21 protein-coding genes are annotated in these 25,266 nt (G+C 42.4%); 4 read left to right on the top strand and 17 right to left on the bottom strand.

The annotated features are described in order from the left end of the window. Positions 1 to 23: 23 nt before the first annotated feature. The 5 genes from prpC to ACTXGF_RS20435 all read right to left on the bottom strand — a co-directional run bounded on the left by prpC (position 24) and on the right by ACTXGF_RS20435 (position 5,869). Positions 24 to 1,151 carry a bifunctional 2-methylcitrate synthase/citrate synthase gene (gene prpC / locus ACTXGF_RS20455; RefSeq protein WP_298809825.1) on the bottom strand — a complete coding sequence of 376 codons (1,128 nt, stop codon included), beginning with the start codon at positions 1,149 to 1,151 and terminating at the stop codon, positions 24 to 26. Between the two features lie 92 nt (positions 1,152 to 1,243). After that, entirely contained in the window at positions 1,244 to 1,900 is a 657-nt protein-coding gene (locus ACTXGF_RS20450; protein WP_443535320.1) for a DUF2059 domain-containing protein, read from the bottom strand. A gap of 100 nt (positions 1,901 to 2,000) precedes the next feature. After that, the gene (gene prpB, locus ACTXGF_RS20445; protein ID WP_114700000.1) at positions 2,001 to 2,894 is read right to left on the bottom strand and encodes a methylisocitrate lyase; all 894 of its coding nucleotides are present in this window, start codon (positions 2,892 to 2,894) and stop codon (positions 2,001 to 2,003) included. A 372-nt stretch (positions 2,895 to 3,266) separates the two neighbouring features. Next, the gene (locus tag ACTXGF_RS20440; RefSeq protein WP_379544368.1) at positions 3,267 to 4,553 is read right to left on the bottom strand and encodes an NRAMP family divalent metal transporter; all 1,287 of its coding nucleotides are present in this window, start codon (positions 4,551 to 4,553) and stop codon (positions 3,267 to 3,269) included. Between the two features lie 284 nt (positions 4,554 to 4,837). Continuing rightward, complete coding sequence (locus tag ACTXGF_RS20435) at positions 4,838 to 5,869, bottom strand: LysR family transcriptional regulator (protein ID WP_443535318.1); 1,032 nt, start codon at positions 5,867 to 5,869, stop codon at positions 4,838 to 4,840. Between the two features lie 234 nt (positions 5,870 to 6,103). On the opposite strand from ACTXGF_RS20435, the gene ACTXGF_RS20430 reads away from it, so the two are divergent. After that, positions 6,104 to 7,123, top strand: coding sequence for a hypothetical protein (locus ACTXGF_RS20430; protein WP_443535316.1), 1,020 nt, complete (start codon positions 6,104 to 6,106; stop codon positions 7,121 to 7,123). Positions 7,124 to 7,285: 162 nt separating this feature from the next. Further along, positions 7,286 to 7,738, top strand: a complete 453-nt coding sequence (locus tag ACTXGF_RS20425) for a hypothetical protein (protein WP_443535314.1) — start codon at positions 7,286 to 7,288, stop codon at positions 7,736 to 7,738. Positions 7,739 to 8,000: 262 nt separating this feature from the next. Here the strand turns inward: ACTXGF_RS20425 and ACTXGF_RS20420 are convergent, their stop codons facing one another. The 7 genes from ACTXGF_RS20420 to ACTXGF_RS20390 form a co-directional block, all read right to left on the bottom strand. Next, positions 8,001 to 9,164, bottom strand: a complete 1,164-nt coding sequence (locus tag ACTXGF_RS20420; protein WP_443535313.1) for a TauD/TfdA family dioxygenase — start codon at positions 9,162 to 9,164, stop codon at positions 8,001 to 8,003. A 257-nt stretch (positions 9,165 to 9,421) separates the two neighbouring features. Beyond that, complete coding sequence (gene ppc / locus ACTXGF_RS20415) at positions 9,422 to 12,202, bottom strand: phosphoenolpyruvate carboxylase (RefSeq protein ID WP_443535311.1); 2,781 nt, start codon at positions 12,200 to 12,202, stop codon at positions 9,422 to 9,424. Between the two features lie 160 nt (positions 12,203 to 12,362). Beyond that, the gene (locus ACTXGF_RS20410; protein WP_394123458.1) at positions 12,363 to 13,820 is read right to left on the bottom strand and encodes an alanine/glycine:cation symporter family protein; all 1,458 of its coding nucleotides are present in this window, start codon (positions 13,818 to 13,820) and stop codon (positions 12,363 to 12,365) included. A gap of 67 nt (positions 13,821 to 13,887) precedes the next feature. Next, positions 13,888 to 15,375: an aldehyde dehydrogenase gene (locus tag ACTXGF_RS20405; protein ID WP_443535309.1), complete on the bottom strand. Its 1,488-nt coding sequence runs from the start codon at positions 15,373 to 15,375 to the stop codon at positions 13,888 to 13,890. A gap of 52 nt (positions 15,376 to 15,427) precedes the next feature. Next, complete coding sequence (gene dapA / locus ACTXGF_RS20400) at positions 15,428 to 16,291, bottom strand: 4-hydroxy-tetrahydrodipicolinate synthase (protein WP_443535308.1); 864 nt, start codon at positions 16,289 to 16,291, stop codon at positions 15,428 to 15,430. Between the two features lie 100 nt (positions 16,292 to 16,391). Next, entirely contained in the window at positions 16,392 to 17,654 is a 1,263-nt protein-coding gene (locus ACTXGF_RS20395; RefSeq protein WP_443535306.1) for an NAD(P)/FAD-dependent oxidoreductase, read from the bottom strand. Positions 17,655 to 17,723: 69 nt separating this feature from the next. Beyond that, positions 17,724 to 18,713 (bottom strand): proline racemase family protein, encoded by a 990-nt coding sequence (locus tag ACTXGF_RS20390; protein ID WP_443535305.1) that lies wholly within the window; start codon positions 18,711 to 18,713, stop codon positions 17,724 to 17,726. Between the two features lie 234 nt (positions 18,714 to 18,947). Here ACTXGF_RS20390 and ACTXGF_RS20385 point away from each other — a divergent pair, with 234 nt between their 5' ends. After that, the gene (locus tag ACTXGF_RS20385) at positions 18,948 to 19,745 is read left to right on the top strand and encodes a helix-turn-helix domain-containing protein (protein WP_443535303.1); all 798 of its coding nucleotides are present in this window, start codon (positions 18,948 to 18,950) and stop codon (positions 19,743 to 19,745) included. Between the two features lie 41 nt (positions 19,746 to 19,786). Here the strand turns inward: ACTXGF_RS20385 and ACTXGF_RS20380 are convergent, their stop codons facing one another. Both ACTXGF_RS20380 and ACTXGF_RS20375 read right to left on the bottom strand, forming a co-directional pair. Next, positions 19,787 to 21,052 (bottom strand): tyrosine-type recombinase/integrase, encoded by a 1,266-nt coding sequence (locus tag ACTXGF_RS20380; RefSeq protein ID WP_443535302.1) that lies wholly within the window; start codon positions 21,050 to 21,052, stop codon positions 19,787 to 19,789. A gap of 1,308 nt (positions 21,053 to 22,360) precedes the next feature. Next, entirely contained in the window at positions 22,361 to 22,852 is a 492-nt protein-coding gene (locus ACTXGF_RS20375) for a hypothetical protein (RefSeq protein WP_443535300.1), read from the bottom strand. A gap of 202 nt (positions 22,853 to 23,054) precedes the next feature. Between ACTXGF_RS20375 and ACTXGF_RS20370 the strand changes: the two genes are divergently transcribed. After that, positions 23,055 to 23,723, top strand: coding sequence for a hypothetical protein (locus tag ACTXGF_RS20370; protein WP_443535299.1), 669 nt, complete (start codon positions 23,055 to 23,057; stop codon positions 23,721 to 23,723). Positions 23,724 to 23,858: 135 nt separating this feature from the next. On the opposite strand, the gene rhuM is transcribed toward ACTXGF_RS20370, so the two are convergent. The 3 genes from rhuM to ACTXGF_RS20355 all read right to left on the bottom strand — a co-directional run bounded on the left by rhuM (position 23,859) and on the right by ACTXGF_RS20355 (position 25,153). Further along, positions 23,859 to 24,146, bottom strand: a complete 288-nt coding sequence (rhuM, locus tag ACTXGF_RS20365) for a RhuM family protein (RefSeq protein WP_443535297.1) — start codon at positions 24,144 to 24,146, stop codon at positions 23,859 to 23,861. 45 nt (positions 24,147 to 24,191) lie between these two features. Continuing rightward, positions 24,192 to 24,335 (bottom strand): virulence RhuM family protein, encoded by a 144-nt coding sequence (locus tag ACTXGF_RS20360; protein ID WP_443535295.1) that lies wholly within the window; start codon positions 24,333 to 24,335, stop codon positions 24,192 to 24,194. Positions 24,336 to 24,409: 74 nt separating this feature from the next. After that, positions 24,410 to 25,153 carry a M90 family metallopeptidase gene (locus ACTXGF_RS20355; RefSeq protein WP_443535293.1) on the bottom strand — a complete coding sequence of 248 codons (744 nt, stop codon included), beginning with the start codon at positions 25,151 to 25,153 and terminating at the stop codon, positions 24,410 to 24,412. Positions 25,154 to 25,266: the final 113 nt, after the last annotated feature.

Raw genomic sequence — 25,266 nt, 5'->3', positions numbered from 1 at the left:
AATAATTGCTAAATAACAGCCGTTTAACGCGCACTCATATCTGGTACTGGGCGCAGATCTTCACCTGTATATTCCGCACTTGGGCGAATGATACGGTTATTGGCACGTTGCTCAAACACGTGAGCGGCCCAACCTGTCAAGCGTGAACAGACAAAGATTGGCGTGAACAGTTTGGTCGGAATACCCATGAAGTGATAGGCCGATGCATGGAAAAAATCAGCATTACAGAACAGTTTTTTCTCACGCCACATGACTTCTTCACAGCGTACTGATACTGGATATAGCACTTCATCACCAACGTCCGCAGCTAGCTTCTCAGCCCAGCCTTTAATCACCACGTTACGCGGGTCTGACTCGCTATAGATCGCATGACCAAAGCCCATAATTTTGTCTTTACGAGCCAGCATACCCATCATCTCTTCTTCAGCTTCATCAGGTGAGCTGAAACCTTCAATCATATCCATCGCCGCTTCATTCGCTCCACCATGCAATGGACCGCGTAGTGAACCGATTGCACCAGTGATACAAGAATGAATGTCAGATAAGGTAGATGCACACACACGAGCGGTAAAGGTCGACGCGTTAAACTCATGCTCTGCATAAAGGATAAGCGAGACGTTCATTACTTTTTCGTGTAGCTCGTTTGGTTTTTCACCTTTGAGCAAATGTAAGAAATGTCCGCCAATAGTGGCATCATCTGTATCGGTCTCGATACGTACATTGTCGTGGGTAAAACGATACCAATAGTTGATAATCGATGGGAAGGCCGCTAGCATACGGTCAGTTTGATCGTTTTGCTGAGCAAAATCAGTTTCGGTCTCAAGGTTGCCGAGCATAGAGCAGCCAGTACGTAGCACGTCCATTGGATGCGCATCAGCTGGGATACGTTCAAGTACGTCTTTAAGTGCTTGTGGTAGGCCGCGAAGGCTTTTGAGTTTGGCTTGATAGGCGTCAAGCTCGCTTTGAGTAGGCAAGTTGCCGTATAACAGCAAATATGCCACTTCTTCAAAAATACATTTATCTGCCAGCTCTGATACATCATAACCGCGATAGGTCAGACCAGAGCCTGATTTACCAACGGTAGATAGAGAGGTTTTACCAGCGACTTGTCCACGTAGACCTGCGCCTGAAAGTTCTTTTTGTGCTGCCATGTTTACATTCCTTTTGTTGGTAGCTTTTTTGAGTGAAAACAGTGTTTCTGATAATAAATTTATTGGTTAATGACTATAGCGCTAGTTTAGCGTTATGCAGGCTGTTCAGGCTGTGGACCGTCTAAATCGACGTTACAACGCTCAAATTCAGCTTCAATAGGGCCATTTAATACTTCCATTGCGCTGCCTTCGCCTTCTGCATTGTTGATTTGCATATACTTAGCACCCAGTGGCGACTCCATAAATGTCTGAATCTCAGTCATTTCTTCTGGAGTAGGGTCAGCCATTGGCGTTGCTACTTCTTCGCCATTCATAACGCGCAATTGCTCATTGCCAAAAGCAAGCAGTTTTTTACCTACATCCGACGTATAAAAGTCATCTAATTCTTTTAACTCCGCATCGGTAAACTGACTCTTATAAAAACGATCGACTTCGGCTTTACCCAAGTCTTTGTCGCGTGATTCAAGGCAGCTGACTTGCTCTTCACTGAGCGCACCGCTATTGATGATTGGTGCAAACAATAAGCTGTTGACGGTATCTAGCGTAATCGTCGTCATGATCAAGTCGTTTTGAGCATCAGTCTCTGATGATGCAGTTTCGCTTTCGCTAACCACAGTTTCGCTCGTATCACTGGCAGTATCGTCAACGGTTTCTGGTGTTTTATCACAGCCCGTCATGAACAACAGTGCCGCAAGCGTGCTACTAAGTAGTGAGGATTTGACAACCGTATGAGCAGTAAAAAATGGCATAAATAACCTAAAGGTAAATAAAGACGGGTTTTGAAACGATAAAGCACACAGAGGTGGTTTACCGTTTCGGCGTTGCTAATTGGCAATTATTAGTTATTAGCTACTTATTATCAGCAAATAGCTTGTCTAGTGTCTGCTCAAACTCATGATAGTTCAAGAAATCATAGAGCTCCATACGAGTCTGCATGGTATCGACGACTTTGTCTTGTGTACCATCATCTAACAAATGCTGATAAACGTTCAATGCCGCTTTGTTCATAGCGCGGAAAGCGGATAGTGGATATAGCACCATCTCGACACCCACACTATACAACTGATCGGTGGTATATAGATCTGTCTGACCAAACTCTGTCATGTTTGCTAGTACCGGAATATCCAACACATCAGTGAACTTACGATACATCTCGATATCGGTTAGCGCTTCTGCAAAGATCATATCTGCGCCAGCTTCTTGAAATGCGACGGCACGTTCAACAGCAGCGTCCAAACCTTCTACTGATAGGGCATCTGTACGAGCCATCACTACAAAGTCAGGATCGGTTTTGGCATCTAGTGCCGCTTTTAGACGGTCGACCATCTCTGAGATACTAACGATTTCTTTATTAGGGCGATGACCACAGCGCTTTTGCGCCACTTGGTCTTCGATATGTACTGCCGCGACGCCTGCTTTTTCCATCTTTCTGATGGTTTGAGCGATGTTAAATGCGCCACCAAAGCCCGTATCGATATCGACAAGCAGTGGGGTATCGACTGCATCAGTGATACGGCGAGCATCTTCTAGTACGTTATCAAGGCTGGTCATACCTAGATCAGGTAAACCAAATGAGGCATTGGCCACGCCAGCACCAGAGAGGTACAACGCTTGATGACCAACTTGGGTGGCCATCATCGCTGTATAGGCATTGATAGCGCCTGCAATCTGTAATGGTTGGTTGTTATCATTTTTTTGAGTGAGGGCACTGCGAAAGCGCGCGCCTGCTGAAGATGAAGTCATGTGATTGTCCTTACATGGAGGGAAAATATTCTAATTGTTGTAGTTGATTATACTCAATTATTCATGCCTGAAAAGTTTAGGTTTTTGATTGATATTTAATTTAAATAATAATTGAATGTAGTATTTTTAATATTATTCATAATTCAAATAGCATTATGCATTTATTAGTAATTTCTCACAATAAGTATTCATATTGCTTAAAATCACAGCTTTTAGAATCCTCTATTTTTTACATTTAGTTACAATTACTAAAGCTGCCTTGCCTTATTGATATAATTACACTCATTAAAAAGCCCCAACAGCTAGGCTATCAGGGCTTATGTTTTGCTTGAATAAGATTGTTAAGTGCTGAGTTTTAAATTAAGCAAAAGCTTAAGCAAATAAACCTGCCATATTGGCCAAGAACAATAACGCGAAGCCTGCCAAGAATATCAAGCCCGCGATAGACAGAGCATTCATACCTGCTGACAGTTTCTTATGCTTTTTAACCAATGAGTAGTTTAACCAACCAAAAATAGGCGCAGAGACGAACGCCGATATCATGGCAAACTTGAGCATAGCGCCTAGTTGTCCTGTGAAGAAAGTGATAATTACTAGACCACCACCGATAGCATAGGTCGTCCAAAAAGCGATCTGCTTTTTATTGATTTCGCTTTCACCTTTTAGCAGGCGCCAGCATTCAGCATTAGCGCGTCCATAACCATCAGCACAGGTAATGGTCGTGCCAAACATACACATAAAGGCGACGAAAGCGACCAGCAATCTCGACCATTCACCAATGGTTGCGGTATACATATTGATTAACTGGTTGATATAAGCACCGCCGACCAACTCAATCTCTTGTCCTGATCCGTACTGGACAAACACACCTAACGATAAGAAGAACAACGCCAATATCGCTGATACTGCATAGCCAACATTGAAGTCTAACAAGCCTTGGCTATGCGTGGTGTGATCTGCTTTGACTTTGGCAGAGGTCCACATAGAGGTAATCGCTGCAAACTCTAGCGGTGCTGGCATCCAGCCCATGAGTGCTACGATGAAGCCCAATGTGGCTAGGTTCCAAGGAGAGGCCGCCACAAAATCTACTGCCATAACGGTTGGCTTGCCAGCAGCAATGATAACTGCAGCAACGGTTGCCGTGGTAAGCGCAATCATAATCCACTTAGTCACACCATCGAGCAATTTGTAATGCCCTGCAATCAAAAAGAACCAAGAGACTGCGACGATAATGAGAGATAACGCCATTGTCGACAGACCAAGTGAGGCTGGCAACATAAAGCCCAAAATTACGGCAGCAATAAGTGAAACCGCACCCGTACTAATAACCGCTGACAAGATAGAAAGAATAAAATATACCCAAAGATATACCTTTGAGCGTTTGGCATAGCCTGCAATCAAACTCTCGCCAGTATCGTAGACGTAGTCAGTTGCAAAGCGAAAAAACGGATACTTAAACACGTTGGCCAATACAATCATAATGGCCAATTGCCAGCCATAGATAGCACCGGCCTGTGTTGACGAAATCAAATGCGAACCACCAATGGCAGCAGTCGCCATCAAAATACCTGGGCCAAAGATGCGCCAGCTAAAGCCCTCTTGTTGCGAGGCAACGCTATCGTCAGGGGCACTTGGGTTGTTGAGTTGTTGTGTGGACATGAATACCTCGAAATGGTTAAAACAGCAAATTATCACTTACCTGTGTCAGCTTGCCAATGATCAGAAAAGAACGTCCTATAAATCGTCTAAATATAAAACGATTTACATCGTATCGACTTTATCACACCAACACTGTCCAGGAGAATGATTATTCTAGTTATTATTACTATTTGTTTGCATTGCTATTCTTGTTAGTTAGCATACTTATAAAATAATATCAATATTTAAAATGAATTATTTTTGGCGGTTCTTTATAACACAATATTCAACGGATATCTGCCCATTTAAGGCTGTGACACAAAATTTTGCTGCCGATAAGTAATGCCGCGCTGTTCGTAGACGTGATAAATGGCTGTGAGCAAGTCAGGTATTTTTGGGTGTACGAAGTCTTTGAGGGTGTGTAAATAAATAGGGGAGGTGACATTTTCATGAACCAAACGTTGGTAGCTGATCTGTTCCGTACGTACGGTTTGCAAGCTGGCAGGCACCAATGTAATGCCTTCGCCTGCCGCGACCAGCCCCAATGCTACCTGCAAATCGCTGACTGTCGTGGTCATAAAAGGTGAGATGCCATACTGGGCAAAAAGATGTAGTAAAGGCTCAGTAATAGGCTCGCTAGCGCTAGATGATGCTTCATGAGTAGCAGCACGGTTGACTCTATTTGTAGACAGCTTATCGTTCGCTTGGGTCACTGCCTCTGTCGTCACCGTGGACGATACTGGCAAATGTGTTTGATGGTATAAAATTAAGCGATTGTTTGCTAGATCTATCAAGCGCTGCTTACGTACATTGGCAAGCGGGTGTGATTTTGGCAATGCCACCACATAGCGTTCATGACGTAGCAGAATCTGCTGAATCCATGGATCTTGATGGGCAAATCGGCCAAAACCAACATCAATCTCACCAGACTTGAGGGCATCCATTTGTTGATATGAGCTAATGTCTTTTAAATTAACGTCGATATCAGGGCTGAACTGTTTAAGCGTGGCAATGATTTCAGGCAGCAGGCCATATAGCACTGAGGGCACAAAACCTATATTTAAAACGCTGCTGGGTGCTGATAGACGCTGAGTCATACTGGTCACCGTATCAATCTCGGTCAGTATGGTGCTTATTTTATCGTAGAAAAAACTGCCCGCTTCTGTCAGATGTAGTGGCCTGTGGTAGCGATCAATAAGCACCACGCCCATGTCAGTCTCTAACTGTTTTAGCAAGCGACTCAGGCTCGGCTGTGACAGTCCTGTCTTAGTGGCGGCAGCGCTAAAGCTGCGCAAATCGGCAACCGCGATAAATGCATTGAGCTGTTTTAAATCCATACTATTGAGCCTGTCATAGTCTATGCTATCTCTACATAGAACAGTTCTTAAGGTTGGTTTATCATATTATTTAGAATAGTTCTTATCAATATTAGCGCTATCCCATAAATTGTGCTTGAAGATAATAGGTCGAGCAACTATATTGGTGGCTAATAACACTGTTACACTATAGTAAGAAAATTCATTCTAGCAATCATTTAACACCAGTAGAGAAAACTGGTCTGGTATTATTCTATGAGCGACGAAAAAGAAGACGCTGGCACCGATTTTGATGAAAAATTGACTAGAATTATTGACCAAAAGTCGCGTAAGCGTAATAACAACGACATCTATGAACGCTTTATTAATCGAGTCCATGGCTCCGAAGAGAACGATCAGGCTGCGTTTGAAACACTAGAAAGTGCAAAGAACCTTGCCGCTTTCGAACCCTTGAGCACAGAAGAGTTGCAGCTTTTTGAAGATCAAAGCAGTGAGCAAGAGTTATTACTAGAAACAGAAGATGCTACAGTAGCAAACATTCCCTCTAAAGCCTCAAATACAAGTACAGTATTTGAAAATTTATCTGAAGATAATGTGTTGAGCATAGCTAACGATAGCGACAGTATTAGTATCGATGTCAATGATGTCAGTTCAGATACAGAGGCCTCAGAATATATAGATCGCAACAATATAGATAGTAGCAATCAAACAGAGACACCCTCTACGATTGATCATAGTGAATCTGTCATAACTGAGATATCAGATGATGATTCTTTAAACATCCCTTTAAAAATTGAGAATGTGCCTGAATCAGTTATCGAAGAGCCAGTCATAGACAATAAAGTGATCAAAAGCAAGAAACCATTCATAACAGTTGTGGCGATTGGTTTAATCGTATTGGTTGCTATTGCATTAATGCTTGTATTTTCAGGAGTCTTATCTACTTCTACGGTTGATGATAAACATAACAGTACTGATGGTCATGTAGAGACAGACAGTACACCGACTGTTAGTGCTGAGCCAGAACTGTCTACTGACAGTCAAACAACTACGGATGGCGTTGACCCTGTAAGTACGCAACCAGCCACTACTCAGCAAGATGCTTTGGACAACAATAGACAGAACCTGCCAGCTGTTAGTGAATCAGTGTCAACTTCTGAAGCTCCTACATCAGAGAATGATGCCGCAGTTATAGCTACTGAAGAAGCTGCCATAACTTATGAAGATTTTAGACAAGAGTCGCAGACTACCTTGTACCGCGAAACCAATGATTAAATGGTTTACGTTTTATACCATTTCAGACGGTTAGATAACCGTCTATCAATTTATTCGAGACGTTCGTACTAGAAATTGTTGCAATACAATATAAAATTCATATCATTATGTAAAAGGCACAGTTATGTGCCATTGGTGATATGAATTAGACGGTACGTAACTATGAATGAATCAGAAAACGTGAATAATGATATCGAGCCAAAAAGCATCAGACCCCGTAGTCTTGTTCTTGCTATTATCAGTGTCATCTGTATTGTTCTAATATCTGCCTTCTATATGTCTAACCGTATCTCTTCCACGTTATCTCAAGCGTCGACGACTAATAACGGTTTAACAGTCAGCAATATTACTAAAGAAGCTAATGCTAATCAGACTGTACAACAGCATTCGAATAGCCAAAATCAACCTAGCAGACCTATAGTTATTGACGGTCATGAAGATGACACCGCCATTAGCTATCATGACTTCAAGCAAGAAGCGCAAAATGTGCTATTCCGTGAGGAAGAACAGATCATACAAGCTAAGTACAGTACACATGGTCTTACGCCTGCTATAAGCGCTGCAGACTTTAGGATAGAAGCACACAAAACCCTATATCGTGAATCCAGTTATTAAGGCCACTATTAGTACTATAAGATTATGTTGATAGCTATAAGTCAGTAAGTGAATAATATTAAGCCCCATTTCTCCTCTCTAAACATGAGAGAAGAGAAATGGGGCTTTTTTTGTGAGGTCAATACGCCATGCTTTAGCTTGGTGTTATTTGTGAAAGGTCGTAAAGCTGCTTGATAGAGCGCTTGTATTTTTCATAAGGGAACATGAAGGGACGCAGCTTAGAGTCATCAACAGACACCGAGGCCAAGTACTGTGGGTCGTGTTAAGCCAGTTGCTTTTTGAGCGTTCGCAAACGGCTTTTGAACTCTGAGCGGTCAACATAACAGCCTTTGAGACGACGCTCACCGACGTTTTCATCAAATGCGTTACGCCCATGCAGGACTCGGCGATTATCAAAAACTACCATTTGACCCGCCGCTAATTTTAATTCAATCTTATAGCGACTGTCTTTTAGTCGAGCCATCAGCTCTCGATAAGCAAGATAGTAGTCGTACATTACGTCACTTGGTAAATCGAAAACATCTGCAAGATGGGCGTTGTATTTGATTTCGACAATATTGCCAAAGTTGTCTAGATTGATGACAGGGTGGTGCTCACGGATATCATGGGCAGTGTCATGAAAACGAAAGGGGATGGCATATTCGGCAAGCAAGCGAAAATACTCAGGCTGCTCTTTTCGTAACCCTTCTAACACCTTTAATCCATCTACAAAAGTAGATTCGCCACCTATGCTTTCATTACTCAAAAAATGCAAGAATTGATAGCCTGGAGGCAACTCCTGATTTGGCAAGTCGGTATGCAAAGGTAATGAGAGCGAGGTATAAGCCAAATTGATTGGTGACTTTTCTGATATCACATCAAAGGTCATACCGAAGTTAGTCTGCCGCAGATAATCGACTCGCATGGCGGTCTGTACACCAGCATCAGAGTCATCTGGCATATTATCAATGATAGTAAGCCCATATTTATCCAGCGCACTCATCCACTCATATAAAGCACTGTCACTGGTCATGATACTCTGCTGGTCATACATGGGGATGTGGTCAATAAACGTGCCATCCCAACTTTCATAAGGACTGCTATGGTCCTTGGCCAATGCACTAGAATACCCAAACTCACGTAACCAACTCTGATCAAAGTGACTGATATGCGCTTGTTCTGACCATTCAATCGTTAGCGTTGTCTCATCAAAAGAGACGGATAGTGGATGGATATCTTTTGAGACACTCAGTAAATCAAAGCTACGCTCGCCAGTGTGCGGATGAAAAGCCGATGGGCAGTTATCACGCAGCCAGATATAGTGGTGCGTACTGTCGATACCATCATTCCAGCGTATTTGAATAGCGCGGTCAATGAGTGCAACGGATTCTATATGGCAATCAATTGCTGCGATGTCTAAAGATGGTGTTAATTGAGGCGTTTCCATTGGAGCAGACCCTACATATACATGAAGTAAAAATATATTTTACGGTATCTTGTTCGGACCGGTTATTCAAACAATGAATTACGAATCACCTAATAGGCAATATCAATCAACGCAGTACTAAACTGCGATTGATATCTGGCGAGATATTTTCTGAAGGGTTTTAAATAATATTAAGGCTTCGCGAACGAAGCCCTAATATTTGCGATAATTGGTATAAGCTTTTTGTTTATTCGAAAGCTACTTATCGAAAAGCTACCCTAACCAGTATTTCGTAACCCTGCAGCTAGCGCATTGATACTACGGATTAATGGATCTTCTACATTAAGGTCGCCATGTGCCAAATCGTTCGGGGTGTCCTGTTGTCTGGCACGCTTTAACAGCTCAATCTGGATATAGTTGATAGGATCTAGATAAGCGTCTCGCCACTGCAGGGATGAAGCAAGATTCTGCTGATTGGATAATAAGGAGTCTTGCTCAAGCAGAGAGTTTAATCCTGAATTGGTCAGTGTGTGTTCATCGGTGACCGCTGTCATAATTTTTTCGCGTAACGGCTCATCATCACATAGTTGGCTATAGGCCTCGGCAATATTCATATTGGCTTTGGTAAAGGCCATCTCGATATTACTGATAAACACGCTAAAAAACGGCCAGTGCTTATTCATCTCTTTCATCAATGCTTCGTCTTTTTTGACGCTATCTAGCGCACTACCAACGCCATACCAAGCAGGTAAGGTAAAGCGTGCCAATGACCAGCCAAATACCCAAGGAATCGCTCGCAAGGTGGTCTTACTTGGTAGGCCTTTTTTGCGATGGGCTGGACGTGAGCCAATGTTTAACAGAGATATTTCTTGTACTGGGGTGACCTCAGAGTAGAATTTATAAAACCCTTCGGTATGATCGGTCAGCTCGCGATAGCGCTGCTCACCAGCATCCGCCAAGCGTGCAAACAACGCTTCATACTCTGGCAACTCAGTCGGTTGTACCACAAACCTTGTAGAGCAGGCTTTTAGCGTACCTGTAATCGCCATGGTCAGCTCAAACACAGCGGTATCTGTATTGGCATACTTGGCATAGAGCACTTCGCCTTGCTCAGTTACCTTAATCTGACCATGTAGCGTGCCAGCTGGCTGTGCCGCAATGGCTTTGTGCGTTGATCCACCACCACGGCTCACAGAACCGCCACGACCATGGAACAAGCGTGTTTTTATACCATATTGCTCAGCAATGTTATTAATGGTCTGCTGTGCACTATAAAGCTGCCAAGCAGAGGTGATAATGCCGCCGTCTTTTGATGAGTCTGAATAACCCAGCATAATCTCTTGCGTGTTGTCCGTGTTCCGTAGCAGTCCACGATACAGTGGATTATCTAACACGGCAGGCAAGATTTTATCGATATTTTTGAGATCTTCGATGGTCTCAAATAACGGTGCGACAGGTAGGTCAGCAGACAACTGACCTTCGTCATCAATTCTGCATAAGCCTGCAAACCGCATGAGCAGCAATACTTCTAGTAGCTGGCTAGCATTATTGGTCATCGAGATCACATAGCTACCAAAAGTAGCCTGTCCCACCAATTTGCGTAGAGTAGCGACCGAATTCATCAGTGACAATTGCTCACGCGTTTTGTCTGTCAGGTTATCAGTATAGATAAGCGGCGTGCCTGGTTTTTCTAGCAATCGTGTGAGCCATTCTTGACGTTCGGTTTCACTTAGCGTTTGATAATCAGGCAGGTTGGAGGCACTGGCAAAGATATCGGCAATCACTTCGCCATGGTATGACGACTCTTGGCGGATATCGAGCGCTGCCAAATGAAAGCCGCAAGTTTTGACCAAACGAATGACATCTAGTAGTAATCCATCGCTGTGTGCCGTATCGTGTGTATTGACACTTTGACGGATAATGCGCAGGTCTTCTAGTAATTCTTCTGGATTGGCATAGGCATCTTTTTCAGCTTCGATATCCGTGCCTTTGCTTTGGATACGGCGATTGGTTGCTTTGACTTTAGTCAGAATAATAGAGAGCAGGCGACGATATGGCTCATTGCTATAGTCATCTAGGTTATAGTCAAACACACGCTGATCGAGCTCATCATAACTTTTGATTTTGGCATATACGTCAGGTGAAACGGTGACAATAGTGTCACTATGAATCAGCTGGCGGCGCAGTTTTTTGAGTAGCACTTGATAGTGACGCAGCACGGTATCAGCATGCATCAATACGGCAAGCTCTGTGGTCTCAAAAGTCACAAAAGGATTGCCATCTCTATCACCACCAATCCATGACCCAAAGCTCATAAAGGCAGGCAGTGGATAGTCTGTGAGCTCTGGATAGATGTCGACAATGGCTTTTTTGATATTACGATACACTTTAGGAATGGCATTGAACAAACTGGCATTAAAGTAATGCAAGCCATTATTAATCTCATCATATACCAACGGCTTACGGGTGCGCACCTCATCAGATGACCATAACAGATCAATCGTTTGCGCCGTTTGTTCTTTTGCTTGCTCGTAGGCGAAGCTGTTTTCAGACACGTTGTTTAAAGCGTCGCTATGTGTGAATAGACTTTGTAAGATATTCATCGTAGTACGGCGACGCGCTTCGGTAGGATGCGCCGTAAATACAGGTGTAAACTTTAGCTGATCGATCAGCTCTTGCATTTGAGCAGGCTCGATATTGCGCTCACGACACTCAAGTAAGGTACGACGAAATGATCCTTCCCAGCTTTGCTCAGATTGCATACGCTGCGCATGACGCTGCTCACGCAAGTAATTCTCTTCGCTTAGATTGGCTAGGAAAAAATAGATAGAAAAGCCGCGTATGACGTTTTTTAAGGTTTGATTATCCAAAGAAGCAATAAAATCGATAAGCTGCTGTTTATGCGCCTCATTCGGCTCACGGCGCTGTTGAATAAAGCCTTTGCGCAGTGTCTCAATCGTATCTAGCGTCTGCTCACCAGATTGGCGAGAAATAGCATCACCTAATAATGAACCCAACAAGCTGGTGCGTTTACGTAGTACGTTGTTATCTAGTGTCATCTTCAACCTTCCTATCAAATGAGTGGATACAATACTATGGTTATCTTATACGTAATATCCTTATGGTTTTTTGCAATTTAACATAAATAGGTGAGGCCTGCTTGATGTTGATAGCAACTTTTTTACTAGTAGATACTGGCAGACCTCTAATGCACTATTATTAGAGCGATTTTTTATGACCATGCTCATTGCTATATTCTATCCAAAAGTCCGCATTATCCACTCCAGCCTTTCTAGGGTCAAAGACAGGATTTATACCTAATTTCATCTGCTCGTCGTAGTCTTTTAGAACTTTTAGAGCAACTTTACTTAGCAGTAAAATGGCAATGAAGTTTAAGTAGCACATACTGCCAAACCCTATATCACCTAACGCCCACATCATACCGATTGACTGAACACTACCAGTGAAACAAACGATTAAAAAGACCAGTTTGAGTACATGTTTGAGAATGGGGTAGCGCAGTTTATTGTCCAAATAGACCAACGTAGTTTCGGCAATATAGTAATAAGCAACCAAGCAGGTGAAGGCGAATAAGAAGATAGCAATCGCAACAAAGCCACTTCCATACTGGTTGAAGACAGTAGATACAGCCGCTTGGGTAAATGCCGTGCCAGCTTCAATACCCGGCATATTATCAACTAGGGTTATACCTTCAGGGGTCACCACGTTATACATGCCAGTTGATAGAATCATCAACGCTGTTGCAGTACAGACAAGCACCGTATCGATGTAGATAGAGAAGCTTTGCACTAAACCTTGTTTGGCAGGATGTGATACTTCGGCTGCCGCTGAGCTAAAAGTCGCCTCGCCAGCACCCGCAACGTTTGAGAAAACAGCACGGCGTACGCCCCAAGAGATTGCGGTCCCAACCATACCACCAAACACTGCATCCATGCCAAAAGCGCTCTTAAAGATAAGTGCAAACATTGCAGGGATATTTTGAGCGTTAAATGCCAATACAATCACCATCATGAGGATATAACCGATTGCCATGACAGGTACGACTTTTCCTGCAAAATTAGCAATACGCTTCACACCGCCAAATATAATGATACCTAATAGTACGACAAGGATAATTCCTGTTACAACGGGCGGTATATTAAATGCTGTATTAAAAGAGTCCGCAATGGTATTGGCCTGAACACCAGGCACTAACACGCCGTAAGATAGACAGGTCACGATAGCGACGATGATAGCAAAAGGTTTTAGCTTTAATCCTCTTTCAATATAGAACGGGGAGCCGCCACGATATTGATCACCGACCTTATGTTTGTATACCTGCGCTAAGGTAGACTCAATAAAAGCGCTAGCGCCACCTAACACACCCATGAAAATCATCCAAAATACCGCGCCAGGGCCACCTGCTGCAATGGCTGTTGCAACCCCAGCGATATTACCCACACCAATACGTCCTGATAGCGCCATACAGAAAGCTTGGAAGGAGCTAATCCCTGCTGATGAACTTTGTTTGTCGAACAACAGCCTAATCATTTCTTTGAAATAACGGATTTGCACGGCACGAGTCATAATCGTAAAATATATGCCGACACCTAACGCAAGATAGACCAGGGCGTCACTCCAAATATACCCGACGATAGTATTGATGATATTTTCCATAACTTTACTTCCTTGTAGTGTTTTCGGTTATGCTGACTTGGGCGTGGATAGCGGACAATGTCAGTTGTTAGTTCACTAACCAGATAGTTTTGGTTTGGGTATACTGGGACAACGCCTCTAAGCCATTGTCACGACCGCCGAAGCCAGATTGTTTATAACCACCAAAAGGTGTCGTAATATCGCCCTCAGAAAAACCATTAATCGAGACGGTACCAGCTTTAATAGCGGATGCCACGCGGAATGCGCGATGGATATTTTGTGTATAGAAGGATGCAGCAAGCCCATAATTACTCTGATTGGCGAGCTGAATAGCTTCCTCTTCGGTTTCAAAACTAGTGACAGCTAAAAGTGGGCCAAAAACCTCTTCTTTAAACAGCGTCATGTCTGGGCTGACATTATCAAAGACGGTAGGCTCGATATACCAGCCACTACCGAGTTCATCGTGGATACGTCCACCTGCGATCAAACGAGCACCCTCCGTTTTTGCAGTATTGAGATGTGATATTACTTTCTCAAAATGCGCTTTTTCGATCATTGGGCCAATAGCGACCTCGGGATCATAAGGATGACCAACCTTCCAAGACTGAAGACCTTCTTTTAATAGCGTTAACAACACTTCTTTTTGGCTAGAATGGACAAGTAGGCGTGAACCACAGCTACAGTTTTCGCTCATATTCCAAAAGGCAGCGGATAAAATATGCTCGATGGTTTGTTCATTGATAAGGGCATCTGCAAAGACGATTTGAGGGCTTTTGCCACCACACTCTAAGACGACTTCCTTGAGGTTGCTTTGTGCAGAGTACTGTAGAAATAGTCGGCCGACCTCAGTTGATCCTGTAAAAGAAACCATATCAACATCCATATGCTGACCGAGTGCCGCACCCACTTCTTCACCAAGCCCACAGACTAACTGCAACGCCGCTTTTGGCACGCCAGCCTCGTACGCCAATTGTGTTAATCGATATGCTGAGAGCGAGGTCAATTCAGCAGGTTTAACAATGACTGAGTTGCCAGTTATTAATGCGGGTGCAACTTTCCATGCATACATTTGCGCTGGGAAATTCCATGGTAGTACTGCACCCACTACACCGATAGGCTCTTGTACCACAAGGCCTAGCGCATCAGCGCCAGTAGGAGCAACCTTGCCAAAAACTTTATCAGCCGTTTCGGCGTACCATTCAAAGGTTTCAATCGTAGCGGGCAGGTCAGTGTTGAGACATTCCGTAATAGGCTTGCCTGCATCGACGCAATCTAAGGCAGCTAACTCATCCATATGCTCATGCATTAACTGACACCAGCGCTGCATGATAGCTTTGCGCTCTGCAGGAGACATCCGTCGCCACTCACCATGTTCAAAAGCGTCTCGGGCTGCCGTTACCGCTGTATTAACATCTTGCTGAATTCCATTAGCAATGCTACCTATACAGGTATTATCAATAGGGCTGTAGTTAGGGAGTGTTGTCTCGGATACTGGTGCTGTGGTATCTATTAAATGGCCTGCCCAAAGCTGTTGGTTGCTGGCGAGTTCGAAGACTTGCGCTGTGGTCATACTCATTAGATTGTCCTTTTCTATACAATGGTAGGAACGATAAGAATGGTGCGATGTATCAAGACAGAAGTGCTAAAAATGACTGAGTCTCTTCTTTTGACATATCAGTCAAAGGTAGTCGTACTGACCCAACATTAATGCTCCCGTTAATGCAGCCTACTTTGGCTTTTTGGTTATAGTTTCCAGACTCCATAGAGTGGATAGCAGGATACATGGCTGTCATCAGCTCTTTAGCACGGTTCCAATCACCTTTTTGTGTGGCTTCAAACAATGCAACTTGTTCTGCTGGAAATACGTTAGCCGCACCAGCGATCCAGCTCTTAGCACCCCAAAAGAAGAAATCTACTGGTTGGTCGTCACAACCACAAACCACTTCAAAGTTTTCAAAATCAGCCTGTAGCATACGTAATGCATGGCTAAAATCGCCGCTGCTTTCTTTGACACCTACAATATTGGGATGTTTGGATAAATGCGCGACGGTTTCAAATTCAATGCTCACACCGACGCGTGCTGGAAAGTTATACATAATGATAGGTAGGTCAGTGGCATCAGCGACGGTTTCAAAATGCGCAATAATACCGTCTTGGTCTGGTAGGCTATACGGATTGGCTGATAACATTAAGCCGTCGTAGCCCAGATTTTTGGCTTGATGAGCAAGTTCGATAGAATGATTGGTCGATAAACTGTTGCTACCTGCAATTAGAGTGACTTTGCCTTTGGCAGCATCAGCGATAGTGGTCAAAACCAGTTCACGTTCTGCAGGCGAGAACGTGTAGTATTCCCCCGTTGTACCGCAAGCTACGATTCCGGTAACGCCTTTTTCTATGAATACATTGACCAGTTCGGTTAACTTTTGAGTATCGATATCTCCATTAACATCGAAAGGAGTAACGATAGGGACTAAAACGCCATGAATGTTCATATAAATATCCTTATTTGGAAGTAAAGGCCGTTAGTAAGCCATGAGCTGTTAGCGACGTTGTTGGTTCTATGAGTTGTCATAGAGATGAAATGTTCGATTATTATTTAAAAGACTTACGTTTGAAGCGATTTAGACGATAGGCAGTAAGATCTACCATGGCAGTATCGCCAAAATACAACGCTGCAATCATCTGTGCGCTTACGACAGCTTGGGTCAGACCTAGATGCTGATGACCAAAGTTTAAAAAGACTGAATTACGTCTATCTATGATGGGTAGTGAGTCTGCTGTAGAGGGTCTAAACCCCATCCATTGCGTATTGCTGTCACTATCTAATGGGGTCTTTAGCATTGCTTGAGCTTGTTTCAACAGCATATTCGCACGGTTCATATTTGCCGGCGCCTCAAGTCCTGCATACTCAACAGTGCCAGCCAAGCGCAGCCCTTTTTCCATTGGTGTCATAATAAAGCGGCGGTCCATGCTAGAAATAGGGATGTTGAAACGCTGACTTTCGTTAGGAAGCATCAGGTGATAGCCTCGCTCTGTATCCATTGGTACTGAGACGCCTGTTAGCTGTTTGGCTAAGGCTTTGGAATGAGCTCCTGCGGCGAGCATAACTTTGCTGGCATGAAGCTGCTTTTGTGTCGTCGTCAAACGAATACCATCAGTTATTACTTCCGCGCTCAAAACACGGCAATTCTCATAAATTTGACCACCAAGCGATCTAAAAATAGTACTTAATTTATGGGTAATGGCTTCTATATTGGTGATATGACCTGTCTCTGGAAAAAACAAAGCACCCAGTTGATTGTCTTTTAACGCAGGTTCAAGATCTGTCAATGCTGACTGTGAGAGTAGGCTGTTAGAAACCCCTAAACTGTTTAAACGTTGACCGTGCTCAGTCAGTACTTTTAGACTGTTGGGCGTCTCTGCGGTTAATACAGATCCTTGTATTTGTACCCAAGAATGTAACTGCCACTCTTTGGCAAAATCTTGCCAAGCTTGAAGGCTCTGTGCATTTAATGCCAAAAGCGCTTGGTGACTGCGTGCAAATGGTTCGGTACGCATATTAAGTAATAACTTGAATGCCCATGGTGCTAAGCGTGGAAGGTAGCGCCAATCTATCCGCAGAGGTCCTTCAGGGTTGAGTAGCATGGCAGGAACATGTCTTAGGATACTAGCATCAGCAATAGGGAAAACCTGTTCAGTGGCAATGTGACCTGCGTTGCCATAAGTTGCACCGCGACCGATTTTATCCGCTTCCAAAATCGCAACTTTTACCCCGCGAGACTGTAGGGTAACCGCAGCACATAGCCCGATAATGCCACCACCGATGATATGTATATCAAACACTTGTGTGTCCATGAGAGTCTCGCTTTTTTGACCTTACTGAGCAGTGATTGGTTACTTCCTAAAAGCTATATAAACTGGTATCTATAAAGAAATACCCCATTTGAACGGATCGCTGTCTTGAACGATGAGAGAGGTCTCTGCACATACGTAGGCGTACCCTCGGATCGTGGGTATAATAGTATTGATAGGGTGGTTATGAAGAGGGCTATGGTTACTAAGCACATCAATAGGCTGATAGCTGGCACTAAAGACACTGCCAATGATGCTTTGCTGATACCAAGTCTCACCAGGTGCGAGTACATTGTCTGCGGCTAAGCAAGCCAATTTGGCACTGGTTCCCGTACCACAAGGAGAGCGATCGTAGGCAGATCCAGGGCATAATACGAAGTTTTTGCTGTTAGTGCCGGTGAGATCGCTCTTGCCAAACAGTTCTATATGATCAATTTCGCCATTGTCAGCACCCGTGATTCCAGACTTATGAAGTGCTTTTTTGATCTGTATGCTAAATTGAGTGAGTACTTCAACATTATTGGCTTCAATAGCTTGCTTATGATCGTTGACTAAGAAAAACCAATTACCACCCCAAGCGATATCTCCATAGATAGGACCGATATTGGGTACTTGAACTTCTACCTGTTTTTGGTAGCGATAAGAGGGGACATTCTGGACGCTACAACTACCATCATCATGTAAGGTTGCTTTAACTAGGCCTACGCTTGTTTCTAGATAGTGATCACCAGCGGTTATTTTTTGTTGATAAGCTAGAGATGCAATAACGCCGATAGTGCCATGGCCACACATACCTAAATAGCCATGATTATTAAAGAAGATCACGCCAGCCGTGGCACGAGGATCAGAAGGCGGGCACAAAAGCGCTCCGACAAGCACATCATTACCACGAGGTTCTAGGATAATACTTTGACGTAAATGATCGAAATTCTGTTTGAAGTCCTGAAGTTTTTCTTGAATAGATTGCCCACTAAGCTCAGGAAATCCTTCATATACCATACGAGTAGGTTCACCGCCAGTATGCGAATCAATAATCTTAAGAGTAAAAAGCGTATCAAACATGACTGCCTACCTGATTCATCCGTGAGTTAATATACTGTTAGCGTTATTCATAAATGAACAAGGCGTAAATATAGAATGACGTTTTTCAGAAAAGCAGTCTTGATGTTTTTATATGAATAAATGCGCATTTCTGCACAGGTTATAAAGATATTTAGGAGTATAAATATGGTGTAGCACCCTAAAATACCTGAAAAGCTCAACGACAAGCTTGAGATGCTATATGGGAATATACCGATGCGGCCGTTAGTACTAGAAGCACCTACAAAACAACTGTCAAAACACCTAAAAACTTATCAACCAGCCAATTTTGATGAGTTTGTTGGCAATATATCGTTATTGATGCCTTTGTTTGATACTATGAAAAATGTGGTGTTTTTTGTTAAAGATGACCAAGCATGCTATCGATTAGTCAGCAAAACGCTCATTAAACGTAGCGGGCTTAAAAACAAAAAAGCACTAATAGGACTAACTACAGAGCAAGTGTTTTTGAAGTCTCAAGGCAAGGATTATCTCAATCAGGATCTGAGAGTGTTAAGGGAAGGCAGGGAGATTGTTGATAAGTTAGAACTTCATAGCTATGCATCAGGACAGCTAGGATGGTGTATCACGCAAAAAATCCCCGTCTATGATGTAGAAAATCATATTGTAGCAATGGTAGGTATATCAGTAGATATTGATGAAGATAACGAGCGGATATTACGCAAACACGCTCGATTGGCAAGCGTAGATCAATACGTACGAGACAATCTTGATCAAAAAATCAATATTGGTCAATTGGCGAAATTGGCAAATCTTAGTCAATCGCAATTGGAGCGTACCTTCAAAGCAGTGCTCAATATGTCACCCATTCAGTTTGTACAAAAAATGCGCCTAGAGCATGCCATTCGACTACTAGCGAATCATAAGCTAACAGTAACTCAAGTCTCCTTAAACTGTGGATACGGTGATCATAGTGCCTTTAGTCGACAGTTCAAACAATTTACTGGGATGTCTCCTGTGAACTTCCGTAAAGTACATTTCAAAGAAGCATAAATAAAAGCAAAAAAATATGGTTTTTGACTCTAAAATAATCTCTAACGACTCCGAAGCTCATCTATATAATCTGCCCAATCTTGCATCATCTGTACCCTAGTATCGATTTCATCGAGTCTGTTGTAAGCCCCGCCATGTGTGTCTTTTATCCTGTGACCTAGCTGTAACTCTGTGACGATGTCAGAATAGCGTAGCTCAGGCTGTTCCATGAGCAAAGTTTTAGCGGATGCTCGAAATCCATGCGCACATTGCACGTCTTTATATCCAAGCCGGTGGAATATCTGTACCAACGTCGCTTTACTAATATAAGCATTGCTTGAACCGCGCATCGAGGCAAATACAAATTCCTTATGCCCAGTAATTGACTGAATGTTTCGTAATCGCGTAATCACTTGCGTGGCTAAGGGAACAACTAAGTGCGAGACCATATCGTCACGACCTTCGCCTTTGGTCGGGGAGAACGCCCATGTATTATTGTCCCAATCGATGTCATCCCAACGCATCGAGCGCAGATCGATACTACGTACAAACACGTAAGGTAATAAGTTCATAGCCTCTAATGTGATCTTACTTGCACCTCTAAAATTCGACATATCCTTTAAGAGAGTCGCAAATTGATCTGGTTTGGTGATGGCTGGCAAGTGATTGCCTGAATTGGCAGGTGCAAGCTCACCACGGGTATCGACTGCCACATTTCTATCGCACAACCCTCGAGCAACAGCGAATGAAAACACTTTTTCAGTATACAGACGAGTGCTTGCCCCAACGAAAGTTGCTTGATTTTCATTGTTTTGGATAGACTCACACACACTCAGTATCATCTCACTGGTGATATCGTCCATTCTTAAATCACCAATTTCTTGGCACATATATCCTAAACATAAATCCCAAAACTTGAGAGTTGACTCACTGTATGACGGTTTTTTAGATTTACTTTGAGTGCGACCTGCTGTTTTGTGTTCTCGCCATGCTTGAGCAATCTCAGAAAATGGTGCATTTTTTAGGTGAGTATATTTATTGGTTTGTTCTTTTTGCTGGATAGCTTTAGGGTCAGAGCCTTTTGCGACCATATCAAGAATGGTGTCTGCTTTATATTTAACCTCATGGAGACTGACATCCTCAATCTTACCCAACATCATCCTAGGGCGTTTGCCCTCGATATGCGGATGGGAATAACGTAAGTAGTATTCCTTTTTGCCATTTGGATAAATACGCAGACTTAAGCCAGCCACACCTGAGACACTGACAGAATAATCTTTGTCTCGGCATTCTAGTTTGTTGATATCGTTTGCAGTGTCGATAGCCATAATGTATATCCGTAATCTGATAATTAAAGTTAATGATAGGTTTATGATTGATGACTTATAAAAAGTCTCTTATGTAGAAAAATACAGAAGTATTGGACACTGTCATGGACACTGGTATTCATTAGTGTTTTTAGTAAAACCTTATAGAGTAATAGTTTTGATACTTAATTATCCCCAAGGTTCACTTGGGGATAATTATAGCATAGTGACCAAATATTGAGTAGGCCATACGCTGAGAGGGTTACACGGCATTTTTACCAGTTATTTCGATACATAGTTAAATGCGATTATGGTGTCCATGAGTGATTCGGCAAGGAGTTGAGCATATTTTCTACAAAGCATACGCTCCTGTACTCGCACAGAATATAAAAATCAGGGTCATAGTACTGTCCTGTGCAAATTTAGAATGCACCAATTTTGAGGGGTTTATAGAAAATATATAACAAAAGACTAGATACATTAAAAAATATCAATAGATAGCTCATTCCTCTTAAAAATGGCTTGGTAACAACAAATAGAGGGCTACTGTTTATAGGTAGATAAAATTCATCTCTTTGCAAGAATAAATAGCGTCAGCTTTAATACATAGACAATTTGACTATGATTTCAATTTAAAAGGTTATACGTGATGACTTAGGTATAGCGTTTGAAGGCTAGCTAAGATTAGAAATATTCGAAGGAGTTATATCGTTTGGCTGAGTTTTTGCAATTTAATCTGGGTTGGCAGTATTAGAGGATATCTAACCATACAAACGATGGTTATCAAAAATAGGTTATCAGCTTTTCTATATTAAGGATTTAGCCAACGGACATAGATAATAAATAAACTATCGCAGACGAATAACCATGATCATCTCGAATAAAAAGCTAATGACACATTTGGAAATAGCCATTAATATTTTAGCGAAGCATAGAATATTAGCCGCTAATCATATAGAGCATGCAAATTTCAACGTCTAATAAATCGTTAGGTGACCGATGTAATAATCTGCCTGCGAGAGATGCTTAGAAGTAACACTAATCAAGCGTAAAATATCACCCAAAAGATTCGGTTTAATTAACAGGAAAGAGTTAGTCGGTGAGAGCTAAACAGTTTGGTGAGATATTTATATCCAATAGCATCAGAAATACATAATCGTTATGATTCTATATTTAGTAAGGCTTAAGCCTATAACCTAATAAACCTTATTTAACATAATATACATTATGCGAAAACAAACCAACGGTTTTAGTAGCTAAGCGAAAAACCATTTATACCATGTCATTCTTATACCTTAACTCGGATTTGATATTCGTTATAGACTTTTACTAACGACAAGTTTCAAGTAAATGCTGACGCAAAGTTTTGCCATCCCGATCTAAAACCACGTCTGCGACTTGGCAAGTTTTATCATTGTCATCACATGACAGCTCATAATAAACATCGCTACCTTGTGCCAAGCTAACCTGAACCAATCCTTGACCAGTTATTGAAAACTTTTTGTCTTGCGTATAGTCAGGATCTTGCGAGTTCCAAAGTACATCGTAATCTATATTACAGGATGTCTGAGTTTTATCAAAATATTCTTGCTCAAGTTGCATGGCTGCTTGCAAGTCAGCATCAGCGTATTGCTGCAGCACTACAGGATGACTCATGCCTTGATCATCAATATCTTGTTGGTACATTTTCGTGATAGTCGCAATCTTTATATTAGCCATGGCATTTTGTTTTTGAGCTGCTTTTGATACATCCGCTATAGCGTGACCGACAGACATCAGTCCTATGGTCAATAGTAATGTCAGCGATTTATATGTTGGCATGGTGTTCTCTGCGAGCTTCTGTCCTATAAGTGTTACCGACTATTACATCATACCTATATTCGGACTCTGCTGTATTATCGTATCATTCAGGTTTACTTACCAAAATATCGATTACATAGCGCTTTTATGGTATTTTTTACCGGTTCCCATGACAATTTATAGCGATGTTTCTTTCGCTAATAACTGTGCTAAGGATGATTTTATGATGACATTACCTGCTTTTTTTAAGGAAAAATCTGCGACATTAGTCTCTAGCAGCCTTCTGTTATTCACGCTAGCTGCGACGGGTTGTCAGTCTGCTTCTGAGTCCAGTGAAGCCATTGTATCTCAGTCAACCAGTAGCTCATCAACACCTAGTAATGCTGATATCAGTCAGCAAACTCTTAGACAGCAAGCGTTACGTATACAGCGCGCACTAGCAAATAAGGACTTTTCTAGAATCACTAATGACATCCATCCAACACGTGGCGTTCGTTTTTCGATGTACGCTTATGTACGGCCTGAATCAGATAAAATCTTTAGCCGCGGGCAATTTGCACAGTATTTACAGCAGTCTAACATTCAATTTATTTGGGGCGAAAAAGACGGCACTGGCGATCTGTTGGTTACACCGTTGCCTACTTATTTGGATACTTGGGTAGATGGCAAAAAATTCAATAGTGCTAGTATCAATGTCAATGAATTCAAAAATAATGGTAATTCTATCAATAACTTAAAAGAGATGTACCAAACATCAGATGTTGTGGAGTTTTATTATAAAGGCACGGATGAGTATGATGGTATGGACTGGCGGGTACTGCGCTTGGTATTTGATGAGTATCAAGGCAAGCGATATCTGGTGGCTATCATTAATGACCAATGGACGGTTTAAGGTGTAGAGAAAGATTGCCCGACAACTTCTATAAGACTTGTTTAAATGGCAGCCTACTCTATCTGGTTATAAATGCTATATATATTCGAAAAAATATATATAACAGCTTGTGCTACATGGTTTTTGTTATCGTTTTTAATGACAAGCTTTGTCAGTTCTAAGCTCGGGGCTTATGCGGTTTTTTTTGATTAATTTTAGCGCCTGTTGCAATTCAGTAGAGTTTTTATTGAAGCGCTTTTGATTGAGCGTATAGCCTTGTACCAAGTATTCACGTAAGCGCTGCGTTGCCCAACGCCTAAATTGCACACCTTGAGAAGATTTGATGCGATAACCGACTGATATAACCACGTCTAAGTCATAAAAAGTCACAGGACGGTTTGAATTTGCAATATGCATTTTTTGCATATTGCTTTTTTCAGCCATTTCTTCATCTTTTATGGCATTAGCGATATGACGAGAAATTACTGATTAATCACGACCAAACAACTCGGTCATTTGTGCTTGTGACAGCCAGACAGTATCCTGCTCGAAACGTACATCTACTTGCGCTTTTCCATCAGCACTTTCATAGATTTCTATTGTTGCCACATTACCACTTATAGCGTTAGTCACCTCAGCCTCCCCAATTCCAATAGGCTTATGCTGTCTTAAATACAGCTTACTATCACCATCCCTATAAATATCACTTATAACGGCGTCTGACGAAAGAACTTCACCATAATCTCATAAATATCCGGATAAGCATCAACTAGCTTTTGCGGCGTTTCAAAAAACACTTCGCTGAGAACGGCAAAAAATTCTGCAGGATTGGTTGCTCCATAACGATCAAGCCCTGACTTGCGATGTGTTTGAAAATCTTCAAAATCGCGACTCATAATCTGAGTCCAGTTTGCAGGATCCATATCAGGTTGCATCGGTGGAAAACCATTGGCGCGGCCGTTCATCATATCGAGCTTATGTACAAATTCATGAACGACAACATTATGTCCGTCACGTTCACCTGAGTGCTTGGCATCTTTCCATGAAAGAATAACAGGCCCTCGCAGCCATGCTTCTCCGCTACGGTGCTGAGTGCCCTCATGGACGATCCCAAACTCATCCACCGTGGTGCTAGCACTCTTGTACGAGCCAGGATAAATGATGATGGATGACCAACCAGCATACCAATCAAGGCCTAAGTTCAAGATCGGCAAACACGCTTGCAGTGCAATCGATTGTCTGACAGTATTGGTAATCTCAAAACCTTGTGCACCAGTGATAGATTTATCAGCTAAAAATAATGTTGCGAGCTCAAACAGATGTGATAGCTCATCGGTACTTAATCGATCCAATATGACAATACGTTCGGCTGCCTTTTTCCAGTCAGCATGGCTAAATTCACTATCATCTAGTATGCGCTGTTCACGCCAGTCTTTTATGATGCCAAACATACACGTCACCCTCTATTCTTTTAATATTTCGCACACATTGATATCAATGATATCTGAGTATTGTAGCGGCAATCAGTAATATGCACTTATAATCAATATATTGACATGCATAA

Source organism: Psychrobacter sp. 1Y6, from assembly GCF_052258385.2.
Classification (GTDB): domain Bacteria; phylum Pseudomonadota; class Gammaproteobacteria; order Pseudomonadales; family Moraxellaceae; genus Psychrobacter.
The sequence above is the reverse complement of the archived record's forward strand: the minus strand, read 5'-3'. Positions and strand labels throughout refer to the sequence as shown.

What these genes read in the sequence shown, in the direction of transcription:
- ACTXGF_RS20395 (WP_443535306.1), bottom strand. Translation starts at nt 17,654, where the DNA reads ATGGACACACAAGTGTTTGATATACATATCATCGGTGGTGGCATTATC.
- ACTXGF_RS20385 (WP_443535303.1), top strand. Translation starts at nt 18,948, where the DNA reads ATGCGGCCGTTAGTACTAGAAGCACCTACAAAACAACTGTCAAAACAC.
- ACTXGF_RS20450 (WP_443535320.1), bottom strand. Translation starts at nt 1,900, where the DNA reads ATGCCATTTTTTACTGCTCATACGGTTGTCAAATCCTCACTACTTAGT.
- ACTXGF_RS20405 (WP_443535309.1), bottom strand. Translation starts at nt 15,375, where the DNA reads ATGAGTATGACCACAGCGCAAGTCTTCGAACTCGCCAGCAACCAACAG.
- ACTXGF_RS20370 (WP_443535299.1), top strand. Translation starts at nt 23,055, where the DNA reads ATGATGACATTACCTGCTTTTTTTAAGGAAAAATCTGCGACATTAGTC.
- ACTXGF_RS20430 (WP_443535316.1), top strand. Translation starts at nt 6,104, where the DNA reads ATGAGCGACGAAAAAGAAGACGCTGGCACCGATTTTGATGAAAAATTG.
- ACTXGF_RS20440 (WP_379544368.1), bottom strand. Translation starts at nt 4,553, where the DNA reads ATGTCCACACAACAACTCAACAACCCAAGTGCCCCTGACGATAGCGTT.
- ACTXGF_RS20420 (WP_443535313.1), bottom strand. Translation starts at nt 9,164, where the DNA reads ATGGAAACGCCTCAATTAACACCATCTTTAGACATCGCAGCAATTGAT.
- ACTXGF_RS20355 (WP_443535293.1), bottom strand. Translation starts at nt 25,153, where the DNA reads ATGTTTGGCATCATAAAAGACTGGCGTGAACAGCGCATACTAGATGAT.
- ACTXGF_RS20375 (WP_443535300.1), bottom strand. Translation starts at nt 22,852, where the DNA reads ATGCCAACATATAAATCGCTGACATTACTATTGACCATAGGACTGATG.
- ACTXGF_RS20435 (WP_443535318.1), bottom strand. Translation starts at nt 5,869, where the DNA reads ATGGATTTAAAACAGCTCAATGCATTTATCGCGGTTGCCGATTTGCGC.
- ACTXGF_RS20425 (WP_443535314.1), top strand. Translation starts at nt 7,286, where the DNA reads ATGAATGAATCAGAAAACGTGAATAATGATATCGAGCCAAAAAGCATC.
- prpB (WP_114700000.1), bottom strand. Translation starts at nt 2,894, where the DNA reads ATGACTTCATCTTCAGCAGGCGCGCGCTTTCGCAGTGCCCTCACTCAA.
- ppc (WP_443535311.1), bottom strand. Translation starts at nt 12,202, where the DNA reads ATGACACTAGATAACAACGTACTACGTAAACGCACCAGCTTGTTGGGT.
- dapA (WP_443535308.1), bottom strand. Translation starts at nt 16,291, where the DNA reads ATGAACATTCATGGCGTTTTAGTCCCTATCGTTACTCCTTTCGATGTT.
- ACTXGF_RS20410 (WP_394123458.1), bottom strand. Translation starts at nt 13,820, where the DNA reads ATGGAAAATATCATCAATACTATCGTCGGGTATATTTGGAGTGACGCC.
- ACTXGF_RS20380 (WP_443535302.1), bottom strand. Translation starts at nt 21,052, where the DNA reads ATGGCTATCGACACTGCAAACGATATCAACAAACTAGAATGCCGAGAC.
- rhuM (WP_443535297.1), bottom strand. Translation starts at nt 24,146, where the DNA reads ATGGCTGAAAAAAGCAATATGCAAAAAATGCATATTGCAAATTCAAAC.
- prpC (WP_298809825.1), bottom strand. Translation starts at nt 1,151, where the DNA reads ATGGCAGCACAAAAAGAACTTTCAGGCGCAGGTCTACGTGGACAAGTC.
- ACTXGF_RS20390 (WP_443535305.1), bottom strand. Translation starts at nt 18,713, where the DNA reads ATGTTTGATACGCTTTTTACTCTTAAGATTATTGATTCGCATACTGGC.